At 72.8% G+C, this 14,216-nt stretch carries 14 protein-coding genes and 2 tRNA genes; 2 read left to right on the forward strand and 14 right to left on the reverse strand.

Features of this window, described 5'->3' with window-relative positions; translation table 11 throughout:
• Nucleotides 1-62: 62 nt before the first annotated feature.
• The 12 genes from ACFY7C_RS25670 to ACFY7C_RS25725 all read right to left on the reverse strand — a co-directional run bounded on the left by ACFY7C_RS25670 (nt 63) and on the right by ACFY7C_RS25725 (nt 12,598).
• Nucleotides 63-854 (reverse strand): TetR/AcrR family transcriptional regulator, encoded by a 792-nt coding sequence (locus ACFY7C_RS25670; protein WP_389654672.1) that lies wholly within the window; start codon nt 852-854, stop codon nt 63-65.
• A 36-nt stretch (nt 855-890) separates the two neighbouring features.
• Nucleotides 891-2,411, reverse strand: a complete 1,521-nt coding sequence (locus ACFY7C_RS25675; RefSeq protein ID WP_389654674.1) for an MFS transporter — start codon at nt 2,409-2,411, stop codon at nt 891-893.
• 87 nt (nt 2,412-2,498) lie between these two features.
• The gene (locus ACFY7C_RS25680) at nt 2,499-4,595 is read right to left on the reverse strand and encodes an ArnT family glycosyltransferase (protein WP_389654676.1); all 2,097 of its coding nucleotides are present in this window, start codon (nt 4,593-4,595) and stop codon (nt 2,499-2,501) included.
• Nucleotides 4,592-5,857 carry a glycosyltransferase gene (locus tag ACFY7C_RS25685; protein WP_389654678.1) on the reverse strand — a complete coding sequence of 422 codons (1,266 nt, stop codon included), beginning with the start codon at nt 5,855-5,857 and terminating at the stop codon, nt 4,592-4,594. Before ACFY7C_RS25685 ends, ACFY7C_RS25680 begins: the two co-directional genes overlap by 4 nt.
• A gap of 149 nt (nt 5,858-6,006) precedes the next feature.
• Nucleotides 6,007-7,542, reverse strand: a complete 1,536-nt coding sequence (locus tag ACFY7C_RS25690; protein ID WP_389654680.1) for a sensor histidine kinase — start codon at nt 7,540-7,542, stop codon at nt 6,007-6,009.
• Between the two features lie 6 nt (nt 7,543-7,548).
• Nucleotides 7,549-8,292, reverse strand: coding sequence for a response regulator transcription factor (locus ACFY7C_RS25695; protein ID WP_389654682.1), 744 nt, complete (start codon nt 8,290-8,292; stop codon nt 7,549-7,551).
• Between the two features lie 141 nt (nt 8,293-8,433).
• Nucleotides 8,434-9,300 carry an amidohydrolase family protein gene (locus tag ACFY7C_RS25700; RefSeq protein WP_389654684.1) on the reverse strand — a complete coding sequence of 289 codons (867 nt, stop codon included), beginning with the start codon at nt 9,298-9,300 and terminating at the stop codon, nt 8,434-8,436.
• Nucleotides 9,290-9,682: an antibiotic biosynthesis monooxygenase family protein gene (locus ACFY7C_RS25705; protein ID WP_389654686.1), complete on the reverse strand. Its 393-nt coding sequence runs from the start codon at nt 9,680-9,682 to the stop codon at nt 9,290-9,292. The genes ACFY7C_RS25700 and ACFY7C_RS25705 overlap by 11 nt, the downstream gene beginning before the upstream one ends.
• Nucleotides 9,683-9,801: 119 nt before the next feature.
• Entirely contained in the window at nt 9,802-10,653 is an 852-nt protein-coding gene (locus tag ACFY7C_RS25710) for a DUF2797 domain-containing protein (RefSeq protein WP_389654688.1), read from the reverse strand.
• Between the two features lie 36 nt (nt 10,654-10,689).
• Entirely contained in the window at nt 10,690-11,712 is a 1,023-nt protein-coding gene (locus tag ACFY7C_RS25715; protein ID WP_389654690.1) for a Bro-N domain-containing protein, read from the reverse strand.
• A 56-nt stretch (nt 11,713-11,768) separates the two neighbouring features.
• Entirely contained in the window at nt 11,769-12,434 is a 666-nt protein-coding gene (locus ACFY7C_RS25720) for a histone deacetylase (protein ID WP_389654692.1), read from the reverse strand.
• An 11-nt stretch (nt 12,435-12,445) separates the two neighbouring features.
• Entirely contained in the window at nt 12,446-12,598 is a 153-nt protein-coding gene (locus tag ACFY7C_RS25725) for a hypothetical protein (RefSeq protein ID WP_389654694.1), read from the reverse strand.
• 174 nt (nt 12,599-12,772) lie between these two features.
• Here ACFY7C_RS25725 and ACFY7C_RS25730 point away from each other — a divergent pair, with 174 nt between their 5' ends.
• The gene (locus tag ACFY7C_RS25730) at nt 12,773-13,168 is read left to right on the forward strand and encodes a hypothetical protein (protein WP_389654696.1); all 396 of its coding nucleotides are present in this window, start codon (nt 12,773-12,775) and stop codon (nt 13,166-13,168) included.
• A 43-nt stretch (nt 13,169-13,211) separates the two neighbouring features.
• Nucleotides 13,212-13,460, forward strand: a complete 249-nt coding sequence (locus ACFY7C_RS25735; protein WP_389654698.1) for a hypothetical protein — start codon at nt 13,212-13,214, stop codon at nt 13,458-13,460.
• A gap of 207 nt (nt 13,461-13,667) precedes the next feature.
• On the opposite strand, the gene ACFY7C_RS25740 is transcribed toward ACFY7C_RS25735, so the two are convergent.
• Nucleotides 13,668-13,740, reverse strand: a tRNA-Arg gene (locus tag ACFY7C_RS25740).
• Between the two features lie 323 nt (nt 13,741-14,063).
• Nucleotides 14,064-14,157, reverse strand: a tRNA-Ser gene (locus tag ACFY7C_RS25745).
• Nucleotides 14,158-14,216: the final 59 nt, after the last annotated feature.

Here is a 14,216-nt window from a genome sequence, read left to right on the forward strand (position 1 = left end):
TCGAGCGGAGGCGCGGCCGGGTGGAGTACGGGGCGGCGGGCAGGGGACGGCCCGCCGCTCCGTCATTCCTTCGCCCGTTCCGTACGGCTGCGCTCGACCATGACCTCGATGCCCGCGATCAGGACCTCGAGCGCGTACGCGAAGTCGCGGTCCCAGATGTCGCTGACGCTGCCGTGCGAGGCGCGCTCGTCGAGGATCTCCGCGATCGGTTCGAGCACCTCGACGAACTGCGGATCGTCCCGGAATGCCTTGATCGACTCGCCGTAGAAGTCGTCCTGCGACATCCCGGCCTCGGCGGCCCGGCGCTGGAACTGGGACTCGATCGTCCCGTACCCGTACACGAACTGGAAGACGGCCGACATCGCGCTCGGCTGACGCTCGATCGGAAGCCCGGTGTCCCGGACCGCCTCCTGGATCTTGGAGCCGACGGCGATGGCGTACGGGCCGATGTTCAGATACTGCCCGGCGCACGGCGACATCCACGGGTGGCGCACCAGCATCCGGCGGTAGGCCAGGGCGAGCGCCCTGATCCGGTCCCGCCAGTCGCCGGCCGCGTCGACCTCGGCGAGGTCGATCTCCGCGTAACAGGTGTCGATGGCGTACTCGATGATGTCGTCCTTGGTGTCCACGTACCAGTACAGGGACATCGCGGTGACGTTCAGCTCGGTCGCCAGCTTGCGCATCGAGAGCTTGGCCAGGCCCTCCTCGTCCAGCATCCGGATCGAGGCGGCGACGATCCGCTCCCGGTCGAGCCCGGCCGGGCCGCCCCCGCTGCGGGCGGCCCGGTTGTCCCGGTTCTCCAGCCAGACGCTGGAACGCGCCGGGTTCTTGGCCCGATCGGCTGCCTTGACCATCGCGTTCCTTCCGTCCGTCAGTGGTCCGTGACCATGCTAGGCAGCCACGGTCGGCTGCTCGGCCGGCTCGGCGCCCTCGGCCCCGGCGCGCTCGGCCCGCTCGGCCCGCTTCAGCAGGGCCGCCGCGACCAGGCCGCCGGCGAGGACGGCGATCGCGCCGACCAACTGGCTGGTCTGGAGGCCGGAGGCGAAGGCGTCGGAGATCGCCGCCCGCTCGCTCTCGCCGCCGGCCGCCGCGAGGGCCGCGGGCAGCGAGGTCGCGGTGACGGTGACGAGGGCGGCGAAGCGGGCGTTGAGGACGGCGCCGAGGACGGCGACGCCGAGGCCGTTGCCGAACTCGGCGAGGGTGCCGTTGACGCCCGCGCCGACGCCGGCCTTCTCCGGCGGGATGGCGCTCATGATCGCGTTGGCCATGGCCGGGTTGGAGACGGCGAGACCGGTGCCCATGAGGACCAGGCCGAGCAGCATGCCCCAGTAGGTGCCGTCGGTGCCCCCGCCGATCAGGGCGATCGAGCCGAGACCGGCCGCCACCAGGGTCATGCCGACGGCGACGGTGAGCGGGGTGCCGAGCTTCGTCACGATCCGCGGGCCGACGCCGGTGAGGTTGAGCCCCACGACCGTCAGCGCGAGCGGCGCCATCCGCAGACCCGCTTCCAGCGGCTCGTAACCGAGGACGAACTGCAGGTGCTGGGTGAGCAGGAAGAGCGAGCCGCCCATGCCGAACATGACCAGGATCGCGCCGGCCACGGCGCCGACGAACTTCTGGTTGCGGAAGAAGTGCATGTCGAGCATCGGGTACGGGATGCGCAGCTCCCAGACGGCGAAGGCGGCCAGCACGACGACGCCGATCGCGGCCGGGACCAGCACCTCGGCCGAGGTCCAGCCGTGCTCGGGACCGGTGATGATCGCGTACACGGCGGAGGTCATGCCGATGGTGGAGAGCAGGGCGCCGAGCAGGTCGGGGCGCTCGCCCTGCGGGTTCTTCGACTCGGGGACGAGCTTGAGCACGGCGATCAGACCGATGAGCGCCACCGGGATGTTGACGAGGAAGATCATTCCCCACCAGAAGTGGTTGAGGATCGCGCCGCCGATCAGCGGGCCGGCGGCGAAGCCGAGCGAGCCGACGGTGGCCCAGAGCGCGATGGCCTTGACCCGCTCGGAGTCGTCGAAGATCTGCATGACGACGGCGAGGGTCGTGGTCATCAGCAGCGCGCCGCCGACGCCCATGCCCGCACGGGCGGCGATCAGCTGCGCGCTGGACTCGGCGAGGCCGGCGGTGAGCGAGCCGATGCCGAAGAGCGCGAGGCCGATGGCCAGCATCTTCTTGCGGCCGTAGCGGTCCGCGGCGTTGCCCGCGGTGAGCAGCAGGCCGGACTGGACCAGCGAGTAGGCGTTGATCATCCACTGGATGTCGCTGGTGGACGCGTGGAGTTCGGTGGTCAGCGAAGGGATGGCGACGCTGAGCACGGTGTTGTCGAGCAGCACGGTGAGCTGGGCGAGACAGATGACGCCGAGGATCAGCCAGCGCTGCGGGTGGCCACCGCCGGTGGCTGTCATGGGCAACTCCTATACGGTGTACGAGGGGTGGACTCGTACACCGTATAGGACTCTCTCGTACGCTGTATAGCGATTAACGGTGACGGGCTACTCGCGGGTGGTCTTATCGCTGGTCAGGTCGTAGAAAGTGGCGCTGCCGACGGTGACCTTCTCGAAGGTCGCCTCCACCCACGCGGAGATCCGCGATCCTTCACCGCTGCCGCCCATCCCGCCGCCGCCCGAGGCGATGAACCAGTGGATCCGCCCCTCGGCCACGTACTGCTTGAACCGCGCCAGGGTCGGCGACGGGTCGCTGCCGTTGAAGCCGCCGATCGCCATGACCGGCTTCTCGGTGGCGAGCTGGTAACTGGCCGCGTTCTGGGAGCCGATGGCGGCGGCGACCCAGGTGTAGGCGTCGGCGTTCTCCAGCAGGGCCCGCTCGGCCTCGGCGCCGACGGTCGCGCCGTTGAGCAGACCGCCCATGCCGCCGGTCGCACGGCCGCTGGGGCCTTCCATACGGGTGCCGTTGTCGGCCGGGGGCCGGCCGGGGCCCTGGCCCGGGGCCTGGCCCTGGCCCGGAGGCTGGCCACCCCCTCCCTGGCCGCCCGGGCCGGGGCCGTACGCGAGGAACATCCGGCCGCCGGGGCCGCCGCGACCGCCCGGGCCCGCCATGCCCGCCGGTCCCGCCGGTCCCGCCGTGACGATCGAGCCCTGATGCCCATCGGCCAGCGTGGCCAGGGTGTACGCGAAGGGGCCCGCCAGGCCCGCCGCGAGGCCGAGCCCCGCCGCCGCGAGCCCGAGGCGCCGGTCCGTCCGGCACGCGAAGAGCAGCCCCAGCGCCGCCGCGCACCCCGCGACCAGCACCGCCCAGCGCAGCCACGGCTGCCAGTCCGGCGTACGGCCGAGCAGTACCAAGGCCCACACCGCCGTCACCGCCACCGCGAGCGCCAGGGCCCCCGAGGCGGGGAACCGGGCCCGCTCCTCCCACAGCACCACCGCGCCCATGCCGATCAGGGCGGCGATGTACGGGGCCATCGCGACCGTGTAGTACTCGTGGAAGATGCCGGCCATGAAGCTGAAGACGGCCGTCGTCAGCAGCAGCGAACCGCCCCACACCAGGAACGCCGCGCGGGCCGTGTCCGTGCGCGCCGCCCGCCGGGTCACCACGAGCCCGGCGACGAGCAGGATCAGCGCGGCCGGCAGCAGCCAGGAGATCTGGCCGCCGACCTGCTCGTCGAACATCCGGCCGAGGCCCGTCTCGCCCCAGCCGCCACCGCCGGGGCCGCCGCCGGCGCGGGCGGGCAGCTCCAGGCCGGCCGGCAGATCACCCGCCAACCGCCGGGGGCCGCCATTACCGCCACCGCCCACGCTGCCGACCTCGTTGCCGTTGAGCCGGCCGAGCCCGTTGTAGCCGAAGGTCAGCTCCAGGAAGCTGTTGTTCTGCGACCCTCCGACGTACGGACGGGAGGACGCGGGCCACAGCTCGACCACGGCCACCCACCAACCGCCCGACACCAGCATCGCGAGCCCGCCGAGGCCCAGCCGGCCGAGCCGCCGCCCGAACCCGCCCGGCGCGCACACCACGTACACGAGCGCGAGCACCGGCAGGATCAGGAAGGCCTGCAGGGTCTTGGCGAGGAACGCGAAGCCGAGCGCCACCCCCGCCCACACCAGCCACCGCGCGGCGCCCCGGTCCAGCTCCAGGGCGCGCAGCACGCAGAAGACGGCGACCGTCATCAGCAGGGCGAGCAGCGCGTCCGGGTTGTTGAAGCGGAACATCAGCGCCGCGACGGGGGTGAGCGCGAGCACCGCGCCCGCGATCAGTCCGGCGGCCGCGCCGAAGCGGCGGCGGACCGCCGCGTACAGCACCGCGACCGTGGCCACCCCCATAAGCACCTCGGGCACCAGGATCTGCCAGGACCCGAGCCCGAAGAGCCGTACGGACAGCGCCATCGGCCACAGCGCGGCCGGGGGCTTGTCGACGGTGATGGCGTTCGCCGCGTCGAGCGAGCCGAAGAAGAAGGCCTTCCAGCTCTGGCTGCCGGCCTGGACGGCGGCGGAGTAGAAGGAGTTGGCGTAGCCGCTCGCGCTCAGGTTCCAGAGGTAGAGCGCGGCGGTGGCGAGCAGCAGGCCGAGGAGGGCGGGCCGCACCCAGGGCGCGTCCTCGGGCCTTCCACGCCAGGTTCGTCGGATCAGGGAGTTCATCGAAGGGTCCTTGTGGAGGGGGCACGCTCCGGGAACACCCAGAGCCGGAAGAGGAGGAAGCGCACGACGGTCGCCGCGAGGTTGGCGACGATCAGCACGGCGAGCTCGGCCGAATGCGCCGGTGCCCCGGTCGCCGCGCCGAGCGCGGCCAGCGAGCCGCTCGTCAGGGCCAGGCCGATGCCGAAGACGACGAGCCCCTGCGCCTGGTGGCGGGCGGCCCGGTCCCGGCCCCGTACGCCGAAGGTGAGCCGGCGGTTGGCGGCCGTGTTGGCGACGGCGGAGACGAGGAGGGCGGCGGCGTTGGCGAGTTGGGCGTCGGCGCCGAGCCGGGAGAGGGAGTAGAGGGCCAGGTAGAAGAGGGTCGACAGGACCCCGACGCAGCAGAAGCCGAGCAGCTGGCGGGCCAGACCGCCCGGCACTCCGCTCAGTTCGCGGTCGCGCGGGTCGTCGCCGAAGGGCCGGGCGAGCCGGTCGAGCGGCAGCGACCCGGTCGCCAGCGCCCGCCCCACCCGCCACACGCCCTTCAGGTCATCGGTCGCGGTCCGCACGATGTGGACGGTCGAGTCGGGGTCGTCGACCCAGTCGACCGGCACCTCGTGGATCCGCAGCCCGGCCCGCTCGGCCAGCACCAGCATCTCCGTGTCGAAGAACCAGCCGGTGTCCTCGACCATCGGCAGCAGCCGCTCGGCGACCTCCCGCCGTATCGCCTTGAACCCGCACTGGGCGTCCGAGAAGCGGGCGGCGAGCGAGCCGCGCAGGATCAGGTTGTAGGCCCGCGAGATCACCTCCCGCTTCGGCCCGCGCACCACGCGGGAGGAACGGGCCAGGCGCGAGCCGATCGCCAGGTCCGAATGGCCGGAGATCAGCGGCGCGACCAGCGGCAGCAGCGCGTTGAGGTCGGTGGACAGATCCACGTCCATGTACGCGAGGACCGGCGCCTCGGACGCCGACCACACCGTCCGCAGCGCCCGGCCCCGGCCCTTCTGCTCCAGCCGTACGGAGCGGACGGCGCCCGGGAGGCGGGCGGCGAGTGCGCGGGCCACGTCCGGGGTGGCGTCGGTGGAGGCGTTGTCGGCGACGGTGATGCGGAAGGCGTACGGGAAGGTGCGGGAGAGGTGGTCGTGGAGCCGCAGCACGCACGGCTCCAGGTCCTTCTCCTCGTTGAAGACCGGGATCACCACATCCAGGACGGGCCGGCCGGCCGCGCCCACGGGGAGGTGCTCCCGGGCCGGAAGGGTTTCGGCACACGGTGGCGTTCGCATGCCCCGACCCTCGCGGGGCCCGCTGTCACGGCGGTGTGGTGAGACTGTGCCGGGGCTGTGAGTCGAGAGTCGAGAGGCGGGAGACGGGAGTCAGGGGCTGGGGCTGGGGCTGGGGCTGGGGCTGGGCCAGGAAGGGTCGGGGCCGGGAGTCAGCGCGTCTTCGGCAGGGACACCGCGAAGACGGTCCGGCCGGGCACGCTGTCCACGGTCACCTCGCCGCCGTGGGCGAGGGTGATGGCCCGGACGATGGCGAGGCCGAGCCCGGTGCCGCCCGCCGTCCTCGACCGGGAGGCGTCGCCGCGCGCGAACCGTTCGAAGACGGACGGCAGAAGCTCGGGCGCGATGCCCGGCCCGTCGTCCTCGACCTCGACGACCGCGTGGCCCGGCTCCGTACGGACACGGGCGATGACGGTCGTGCCGGGCGGGGTGTGGGTGCGGGCGTTGGCGAGGAGGTTGACGAGGACCTGGTGGAGCCGGGCGCCGTCGGCCGGCACCTTCACGGCCGCGGGACCGTCGGTGTCCGGGAGTTCGAGGCGCCAGTGGTGCTCGGGCCCGGCCGCGCGGGCGTCGGAGAGGGCGTCCACGACGAGCGGGGAGAGATCGGTGCTCTCGTACGAGAGCGGGCGTCCGGTGTCGAGCCGGGCGAGCAGCAGCAGATCTTCCACGAGACCCGTCATCCGCGTCGCCTCGGACTCGATGCGCCCGAGCGCGTGCCGGGTGTCGGGCCCGCACTCCTCCCGGCCGCGCCGGGTCAGCTCCGCGTACCCCCGGATCGAGGCGAGCGGAGTGCGCAGCTCGTGACTGGCGTCCGCGACGAACTGCCGCACCCGCGTCTCGCTGCGCTGCCGGGCGTCGAGCGCCGAATGGACGTGGTCGAGCATCCGGTTGATGGCCGCGCCGACCTGCCCGACCTCGGTGCGCGCGTCCGCCTGCGCCTCCGGCACCCGGTGGTCGAGCGCCACCTCCCCGCGGTGCAGGGGCAGCCGTGCCACCTGCGCGGCGGTCGCGGCGACGCGGCGCAGCGGGCGCAGGGCGATCCGTACGAGCAGGGTCCCGGCGAGCGAGGCGGCGACGAGCCCGGCGCCGGTGACGCTGAGCTCGACGACGACCAGGGTGGAGAGGGCGTCCTGGAGCTCGGTGAGGGGGATGCCGGTGAGGAAGTCGCCGTGCTGCCCGGTCGCGTACTCGACCCGGTAGTCCCCGAGGCCACCACTCAGCGAGACGGTGTGCGGTGCGCCGTCGCGCGGTACGGACGCCAGGGCGGCGCGCTGCCCGGCGTCGAGCTCCTCGACCTTGAACCGCGGCCCGTACCGTCCCTCCTCCGGCGGCACGGACACCGACGCCGACGTGACCTCGCCGTCCACGACGACGGCGCCGACGGTCCCGAGCGGCGAGCCGGGCCCGTTGATGAAGCCGAGCAGCTCGCGGGGGTCGCCGTTCCCGGGCGCGGGCGAGAGGAACGGCGAACCGGCGGCCCGGTTGGACACCGCCCGCAGCTGGCCGTCCACCTGGTCGTACAGATACGACCGGAACGCGATCGTCGTCACCGTCCCGATGACGGCGGCGACGACCGCGATCAGGGCGACGGCGGAGACGACCAGGCGGGTGCGGAGCGACCAGGGCGCGCCGAGGCTCGACCGGCGAAGGGGGCGGGGGCGCGACCGGAGAGGGGGGCGGGGGCGCACGGCGGGCTATTCCCCTGGCTTGATGAGATACCCGGCCCCGCGGCGGGTGTGGATCATGGGGCTGCGCCCGGCGTCGATCTTCCGGCGCAGGTAGGAGATGTAGAGCTCCACGACGTTGGCCTGCCCGCCGAAGTCGTACGACCACACGCGGTCCAGGATCTGCGCCTTGCTGAGCACCCGGCGCGGATTGCGCATGAGGAAGCGCAGCAGCTCGAACTCGGTGGCGGTGAGGTGGAGGGACTCGCCGCCCCGGGTCACCTCGTGGCTGTCCTCGTCCAGGGTGAGGTCCCCGACCGTGAGCAGCGACTCGCTGCGCGCCTGCGCCGCCCCCGCGCGCCGGATGAGCCCGCGCAGCCGGGCCACGACCTCCTCCAGGCTGAAGGGCTTGGTGACGTAGTCGTCGCCGCCCGCCGTGAGCCCGGCGATCCGGTCCTCGACCGCGTCCCTCGCGGTCAGGAACAGCACCGGCACCTCGGGCAGTTCGTGCCGCAGCCGCCCGAGCACGGAGAGCCCGTCCATGTCGGGCAGCATCATGTCGAGCACGACGGCATCGGGCCGGAACTCCCGGGCCGTCCGCAGCGCCCCGGCCCCGTCGCCCGCGCTGTGCACCTGCCAGCCCTCGTAGCGCAGGGCCATCGAGAGCAGCTCGGCGAGCGAGGCCTCGTCGTCGACGACGAGCACGCGGACGGCGGAGCCGTCGGGCCGGAGCAGATCGGTACGCGAGCGGGGCGCGGGGGTGGTCGCAGTCATGGCTGCCACGGTCCGGGGCGCGGCTGAGACACGTCTTGCGCTTGTCTGTGAATTCCCTGAGAAAGCCGGGGGCCGCCGACTTCCCGTGATCAGAGGCGGATCAGGGCGGATCTGGGGTCGATCAGGGCGGATCAGGGCGGATCAGAGGTGAAACAGCCGGACGCCGTTGTCATGGCAGACGGCCCGCAGCCAGTCGTCGCCGAGACCGAGCCGTTCCAGGGCGTGGAGCTGATGGACGTACGGGTAGGGGATGTTGGGAAAGTCCGACCCGAGGAGGATCCGGTCGCCGAGCCCCTGGAGCCGCTTGAGCTCACCGGCCGGGAAGGGCGCGAGTCGCTCGCTGAAGTCCGTGAAGGCCATCGTGGTGTCGAGGTGGACCCCCTCGTACCGCTCGGCGAGGTCCAGGAAGTCCGCGTACTCGGGCATGCCCATGTGCGCGACGATCAGCCGCAGCCGGGGATGGCGGGCGAGCAGCCGTCCGACGGGCCCCGGGCCGGTGTACGCGCCGGGGGCGGGCCCGGATCCGCAGTGGATCACGACCGGGGTCCCGGCCTCGGCCAGCAGGCCCCACACCTCGTCGAGGAGCGGGTCGTTGGGGTCGAAGCCGCCGACCTGGAGGTGCACCTTGAAGACCCGTGCGCCGCGCTCCAGGGCCTGCCGGACGTAGCCGGGGGCGCCGGCCTCGGGGAAGAGGGTGGCGGTGTGCAGGCAGTCGGGGGTGCGGCCGGCGAAGTCGGCGGCCCAGTCGTTGAGCCAGGCGGCCATGGCCGGCTTGTGCGGGTAGAGCATCGAGGTGAAGGCCCGCACCCCGAACTCCCGCAGCAGCGCGACCCGGCGGTCCTCCTCCTCGCGGTAGGTGATGGGCCACTCGAGACCGGTGAGGGGCCCGACGGCGTCGAAGTAGGCCCACACCTTGTCGAGGACGCTGCGGGGCATGAAGTGGGTGTGGACGTCGACGAGCCCGGGGACGCCGAGACGGTCGGCCCACCGCCGTTCCTCAGTCGTCATGGGCGTTACGGTCGTCGCGGTCGTCGCGGTCCTCGCGGTCCTCGCGGTCCTCGCGGTCGAAGCCGTAGGTGCGCTCCACCTTGCCGATGTGGACGCGGTAGCTGTCGTACCAGTGCTCCCGGCCGTACCGCTTGGCGGCCATGTGCTCGGGATGGTGCTGCCACTTGGCGAGCCCGTCGAGGTCACGGAAGTAGGCGACGGTGATGCCGATGCCGCCGGCAGTCCGGGCCGCCTCGTAACCGAGGAAGCCGGGCACGTCCTTGACGAGCTCGTTCAGCTTGGCGGCGGTCTCGGCGTATCCCTCGGGGGCGTCGGGCCGGATCGAGGTGAAGACAGCGGTGTAGTAGGGCGGTTCGAAGCCGCCCACGAGGTTCTGGGTCATGTGATCACCCTGCGGCGGGCCGGGCGGGGCTGTCCATGGATGCCGCCGGAAGGGATCCAAGACTTTACGATTCAGATCTTCACGAGGGGCACGCACCGACGGGGCGTGGGTGCGCGACCTCAGAACAGCTGCTCCTGCCCGTCCTCGCAGCTCACGGGCATGGTGAGGAGCCGTTCCGGTGGCGCGGCCTCCAGTGCCCAGCCGCTCATGAGCCGGGTGTCGAGCGCGAGATGGCGCCCGCTCCGGTCGAGGAGGTGCAGATCCGGCCCGGCCGCGGCGAGCAGCCGCCCGGCGACCACCCCGCCGGCGACGAGCTCGACGACGCTCCCGTCGTACGCGGGCAGGTCACCGATCCCGAAGACCTCCACGTGGTCGTGGACCCGGCAGGGCAGCACCTCCAGGGTCTCCGCCCAGACGCCGACGCCGACGGCCCGCCCGTACAGCTCCGTGACCTCGCCCGCCCGCTCCCCGGCCGGCGGCAGGACGTGCCGGACGGCCCGCTTGCGCGCGTACGGGATGCGGTCGGGCACGGCGAGGGCGTGACGCAGCACCTCCTCGGTCCGCCGGGCGGCCATCAGCGGCCCCCGCCCCAGCCAGCTGAAGGCGACCGCGCCCTGTTCGAGCAGGCGCGCGTCGCCGCGCTGCTCCGCGGTGATCCCGACCTTCACCATCCCGGGCCCGAACCAGGCGAGATAAACGCGGTACGGACGCGGGTCGTCGGCGAGGGTGTCGGCCGCCACGGAGTGCGCCCGGTCGAGCCGCGTACAGTCGCCGCACCGGCCGCCGGTGCCGCGCCCGGGCAGGACGGCGGCCAGGGGGCAGGGATTGCCCCGGGCCCCGACGCAACGCCGCTCGCCGACGGCCCGGAAGGCGATGTCCCGCCCGCAAGCGAGCACGCTGACCCGCCCGCCCTCCCACCGCAGCCCGGGCACCCCGCCCCGCCACGAGATCCCGCCGCTCCGCCACACCATGGGTCCAGTGTCGTGCAGACCACTGACACGGGGCCGTCAGGGCAGCACGTACAGCAGACCTCCGTCGGTGCCGTTGCCGTCCTTGCCGTTGCCGTCGTGGCCGTTGCCGGGACGGCCGAGGCGGTCGGAGCCTCCGGCGTGGCGCATGCAGCCGTGCTCGACGAGCACGCGGACGCAGTCGCGGACGCGCTCGGCGGTGAGCCCGGTACGGCGGGCCACCTCCTCCAGGCGGTAGCGGACACCACCGCGGACGAGGGCGGGCGCGAGACAGGCGGCGACGGCGTGGACGTCGTCGCTCACGACGGCGTTCCGGGCGCGCCAGGAGTCGAGGAGCTGCTGGGGTGTGAGAGCGGTCCCGGGGCGCGGCCGGTCCGCGTCCGGTTCCTCGGCCGCCTGGCCTGCCTGGTCGGTCTGGCCTGTTTGGTCGGTCTGGCCGGGGAGGGAGCGCTGGGCGGGGACGGAGAGCCGTTCCAGGGAGGCGGCGATCCGGTGGAGGTCACGCCCGGCCTCGCGCAGCAGCTCAAGGCGCTCGCTCTCCTCGTCGATGCGCGCACCGCACTCCTCCAGCCGTACGAGGGCGTCGAGGAGCGGCTGCGGAAGGACGAAGCCCGCCGTGGGCACGGGCGACGGTTCGAGCCCGTAGGACCCGTCACGCTGCACGCCGGCGACGAGCTGGGCGACCCACGTCTTGAAGGGCGCGGCCTGTGCCTTGCTGGAGGCGTTGACGAGCTGGACGAGCCCTTCGAGGCACACGAGCCGGGTCGACTTCCTCAGGCCCCGCAGGCGCGTCCGCGTCGTGCCGGGGCCGGGGTCGGGGTCGGGGTCGGGGTCGGGGTCGGGGTCGGAGTCGAGGTCGAGTGGGAGCTCGCCGAGCGTCGTGTGCAGGGCGTCCCCGACGTGCGTGCGGAGGGCCTTGCTTGCGCTGGCGTGGCCGAGCTGACGGGCCACGTCCACGGCGGGGAACCAGTGCGATCCGTCCGGCAGCGTGATCCTCCGCAGCCGCGCTCCCGTGGCGGCGTACACGAAGTCGTCGATGTCGATGGCGTCGACGGCGTTCATCGGACATCACCTCCAGCTGCACGCTAGGCCGAGGGCATATTCAACTGACATGGAAATCAGTTCGGTTCACCCGAAGGTGTGGGTGGGAGACGGCCGGGGCCGCCGGCGAGGAGGGTGAGGACGTCGTCGGCGGTGAACCGCCCGGCCGCTCCCGGACAGCGGGCCAGATAGGCGGCGATCTCCTCGGCCGCCCAGGCCCCGGCGGCGTGCAGACCGGCCGCGATGCGCCGTACGTACGCCTCGGAGGGCTCCCGCAGTTCCACCTCCCCCAGGGCCCAGGGCGCGGTGAAGGTGAGCAGCGGGACCCCGTCGATGTCCCCGGCGCACACCACCGTCTCGTACCGCCCGGGCCCCAGCCGGACCCGCCCGCGGACGACGGCCTCGGCCAGCTTGAGCTCCGTCTGCGTCTGCGCATCGGGGCGCGGGCCCGTGCGCGTGCCCGCGCCCGCACCCGGCCGGCGGTACATCTCCTGGTCGGTGATGTCGGAGAACTGCCCGGCGGTGATGAGGTGCGCCCGCGCGTAGACGGTGCCGGGGGCCTCCGGATCGTAGAAGCCGCGTCCTCCGCCCCAGACGGGCGACTCGGTGGCGAAGTAGAGGGTTCCGGGGAGTTCGACGGCCCGCGAGGCGAGGGGCGCGGCCGGTTCGCGGCAGTTGAGGAGGTAGTGCCGGAGCCGTGCGTCGTCGGCGTTGGATCCGTAGGCGGCGTACCAGACGTACATGCCGCCGGACGTTATCGGCTGCGGCGCATGCCCTCGGCGGCGTCGCAGAGGGAGTAGGGGTCGAGGGTGAGGCAGGCGACGGGGTCGTCGGGGTCGCCGTAGACGGTGAGGGACGCCGGACATTCGGTGCCCTCGAACGCGAGCCGTGGCTTCCGCCCGCCCATGCCCGTGTTCCGCCCCGCCTCATCGCTGTTCCGGCACATGCGAAACCGGTGGCCGTCCGCCTCACGGCGGCCTCGCACGGGGCGAGGGCCCGCCGGCACGACCACCGGTCCATGTCCCCGAACTTGCGAGCACCCGGGGCCCGGGCAGCGTACGTCATCTGCGAAAGTGACCCGATGCTGCAGAACCCCGAGAACACCGTGTTCGTACGGGCCGCCACGCCGCTCCTCGTCCTCACCGAGGCGCCGGTCCACGACGCCCTGCCCCCGCTCGCGCCGGTTTCCACCGGCGGGGAGCCGCCCGTCTGCGACGGCTGGGGCATCGTCCCGAGGCTGACCCTGTGCGTCGTGGACGGCCCCGGCGACCACGGCACCATGATCCCGGCCCTGGCCGCCCCGGTCCTCGGCGAAGGCGACCTGGCCGACTGGTGCGAGGACGCCGAACGCGCGGGGGGCGCCGTCGTCGTCTCCCTCCCGACCCCGCTCCCCACCCCGCTTCCGCCCCTGCTGGACCTCCCCGCCCTCACCCGACCGGCCACCACCCGCGGCGGCTTCGTCCCCCTCCTCGGCTGACGATGGACCCGTCCACCCGCGAGATCCGCCTCCCCTCGACGACGTGGTCGCCGTCCTGCGGGACCTGGACGAGTTCGTCGTCTCCCTCCGCCTCGGCTCCCGCATGGCCTCCGGCACCGCCGACGAGCGCACCATCGGCGAGTTCGTCCTCGCCCACGACGTCACCCGCCGCCTGTCGCGCGCCCGCCACGTCCTCAGCGTCGCCCTGGACGACCAGCTCACCCCCGAGGAGAACGCCACCATCGACGCCCTCTGCGCCCAGCCTCCTCCCCGCCCCGAGCCCAAGTCCTGACCCGCACGTACGCCCGAACAGCGCGGCGCTCGCGGACATATTCGAGACGAGCGGCGCGGTCTCCCCGGACTCCACCACGGGCACGGTCACCGTTGCGCGTCTCTCCGCCGCTGACGTCCGGGACATCCCCACGGCGGGCGGCGACTGCTGCTCAAGCACCTGGCAAACGCAAGAGGCCCGGACTCTCGTCCGGGCCTCTCATCTGTGTGCACTCGGCAGGATTCGAACCTGCAACCTTCTGATCCGTAGTCAGATGCTCTATCCGTTAAGCTACGAGTGCTTGTTTTTAGTTTTCGTCTTCACTCCCCGGCCTTTCGGCCCGCTCGCGGCGACAGGAAGAACATTACATGACTGCCGCCGTCATGTGAAATCCATTGGCCACACCCCTTGTGACCTGCGAAAACGCCCTAGGCGATCAAGCTGGACAGTGCGGCGGCCGACGCCGCCGGGGGGCGGTGGCGTGGCCGGAAAGGGCGAAAAGAGACCGGGGTCACACGCGGTCGGGGTGATCGCGGGGCCCGGCGCCCGGAGCGGTCGAAAGGCGGCCGGGAGGCGGGGCGGGAACGGGCGAAGCCCCGGTCGGAGGGACCGGGGCTTCGGTGGTGGCGGAGGCGGAGGGATTTGAACCCTCGATGGGCTTTAAGACCCAAACCGCATTAGCAGTGCGGCGCCATAGACCGGACTAGGCGACGCCTCCATGCACCCCGCGCGTACGCGAGTGGTGCGTGCAGATGATGACACAGACGAGCCGGGTGC

The sequence above is a fragment of the Streptomyces sp. NPDC012769 genome (assembly GCF_042901205.1).
GTDB lineage: Bacteria > Actinomycetota > Actinomycetes > Streptomycetales > Streptomycetaceae > Streptomyces.

Excerpts from the sequence above, each read along its gene's own strand:
- ACFY7C_RS25670 (WP_389654672.1), bottom strand. The coding sequence starts at position 854 with ATGGTCAAGGCAGCCGATCGGGCCAAGAACCCGGCGCGTTCCAGCGTC.
- ACFY7C_RS25675 (WP_389654674.1), bottom strand. The coding sequence starts at position 2,411 with ATGACAGCCACCGGCGGTGGCCACCCGCAGCGCTGGCTGATCCTCGGC.
- ACFY7C_RS25680 (WP_389654676.1), bottom strand. The coding sequence starts at position 4,595 with ATGAACTCCCTGATCCGACGAACCTGGCGTGGAAGGCCCGAGGACGCG.
- ACFY7C_RS25685 (WP_389654678.1), bottom strand. The coding sequence starts at position 5,857 with ATGCGAACGCCACCGTGTGCCGAAACCCTTCCGGCCCGGGAGCACCTC.
- ACFY7C_RS25695 (WP_389654682.1), bottom strand. The coding sequence starts at position 8,292 with ATGACTGCGACCACCCCCGCGCCCCGCTCGCGTACCGATCTGCTCCGG.
- ACFY7C_RS25700 (WP_389654684.1), bottom strand. The coding sequence starts at position 9,300 with ATGACGACTGAGGAACGGCGGTGGGCCGACCGTCTCGGCGTCCCCGGG.
- ACFY7C_RS25705 (WP_389654686.1), bottom strand. The coding sequence starts at position 9,682 with ATGACCCAGAACCTCGTGGGCGGCTTCGAACCGCCCTACTACACCGCT.
- ACFY7C_RS25710 (WP_389654688.1), bottom strand. The coding sequence starts at position 10,653 with ATGGTGTGGCGGAGCGGCGGGATCTCGTGGCGGGGCGGGGTGCCCGGG.
- ACFY7C_RS25715 (WP_389654690.1), bottom strand. The coding sequence starts at position 11,712 with ATGAACGCCGTCGACGCCATCGACATCGACGACTTCGTGTACGCCGCC.
- ACFY7C_RS25720 (WP_389654692.1), bottom strand. The coding sequence starts at position 12,434 with ATGTACGTCTGGTACGCCGCCTACGGATCCAACGCCGACGACGCACGG.
- ACFY7C_RS25725 (WP_389654694.1), bottom strand. The coding sequence starts at position 12,598 with ATGGGCGGGCGGAAGCCACGGCTCGCGTTCGAGGGCACCGAATGTCCG.
- ACFY7C_RS25730 (WP_389654696.1), top strand. The coding sequence starts at position 12,773 with ATGCTGCAGAACCCCGAGAACACCGTGTTCGTACGGGCCGCCACGCCG.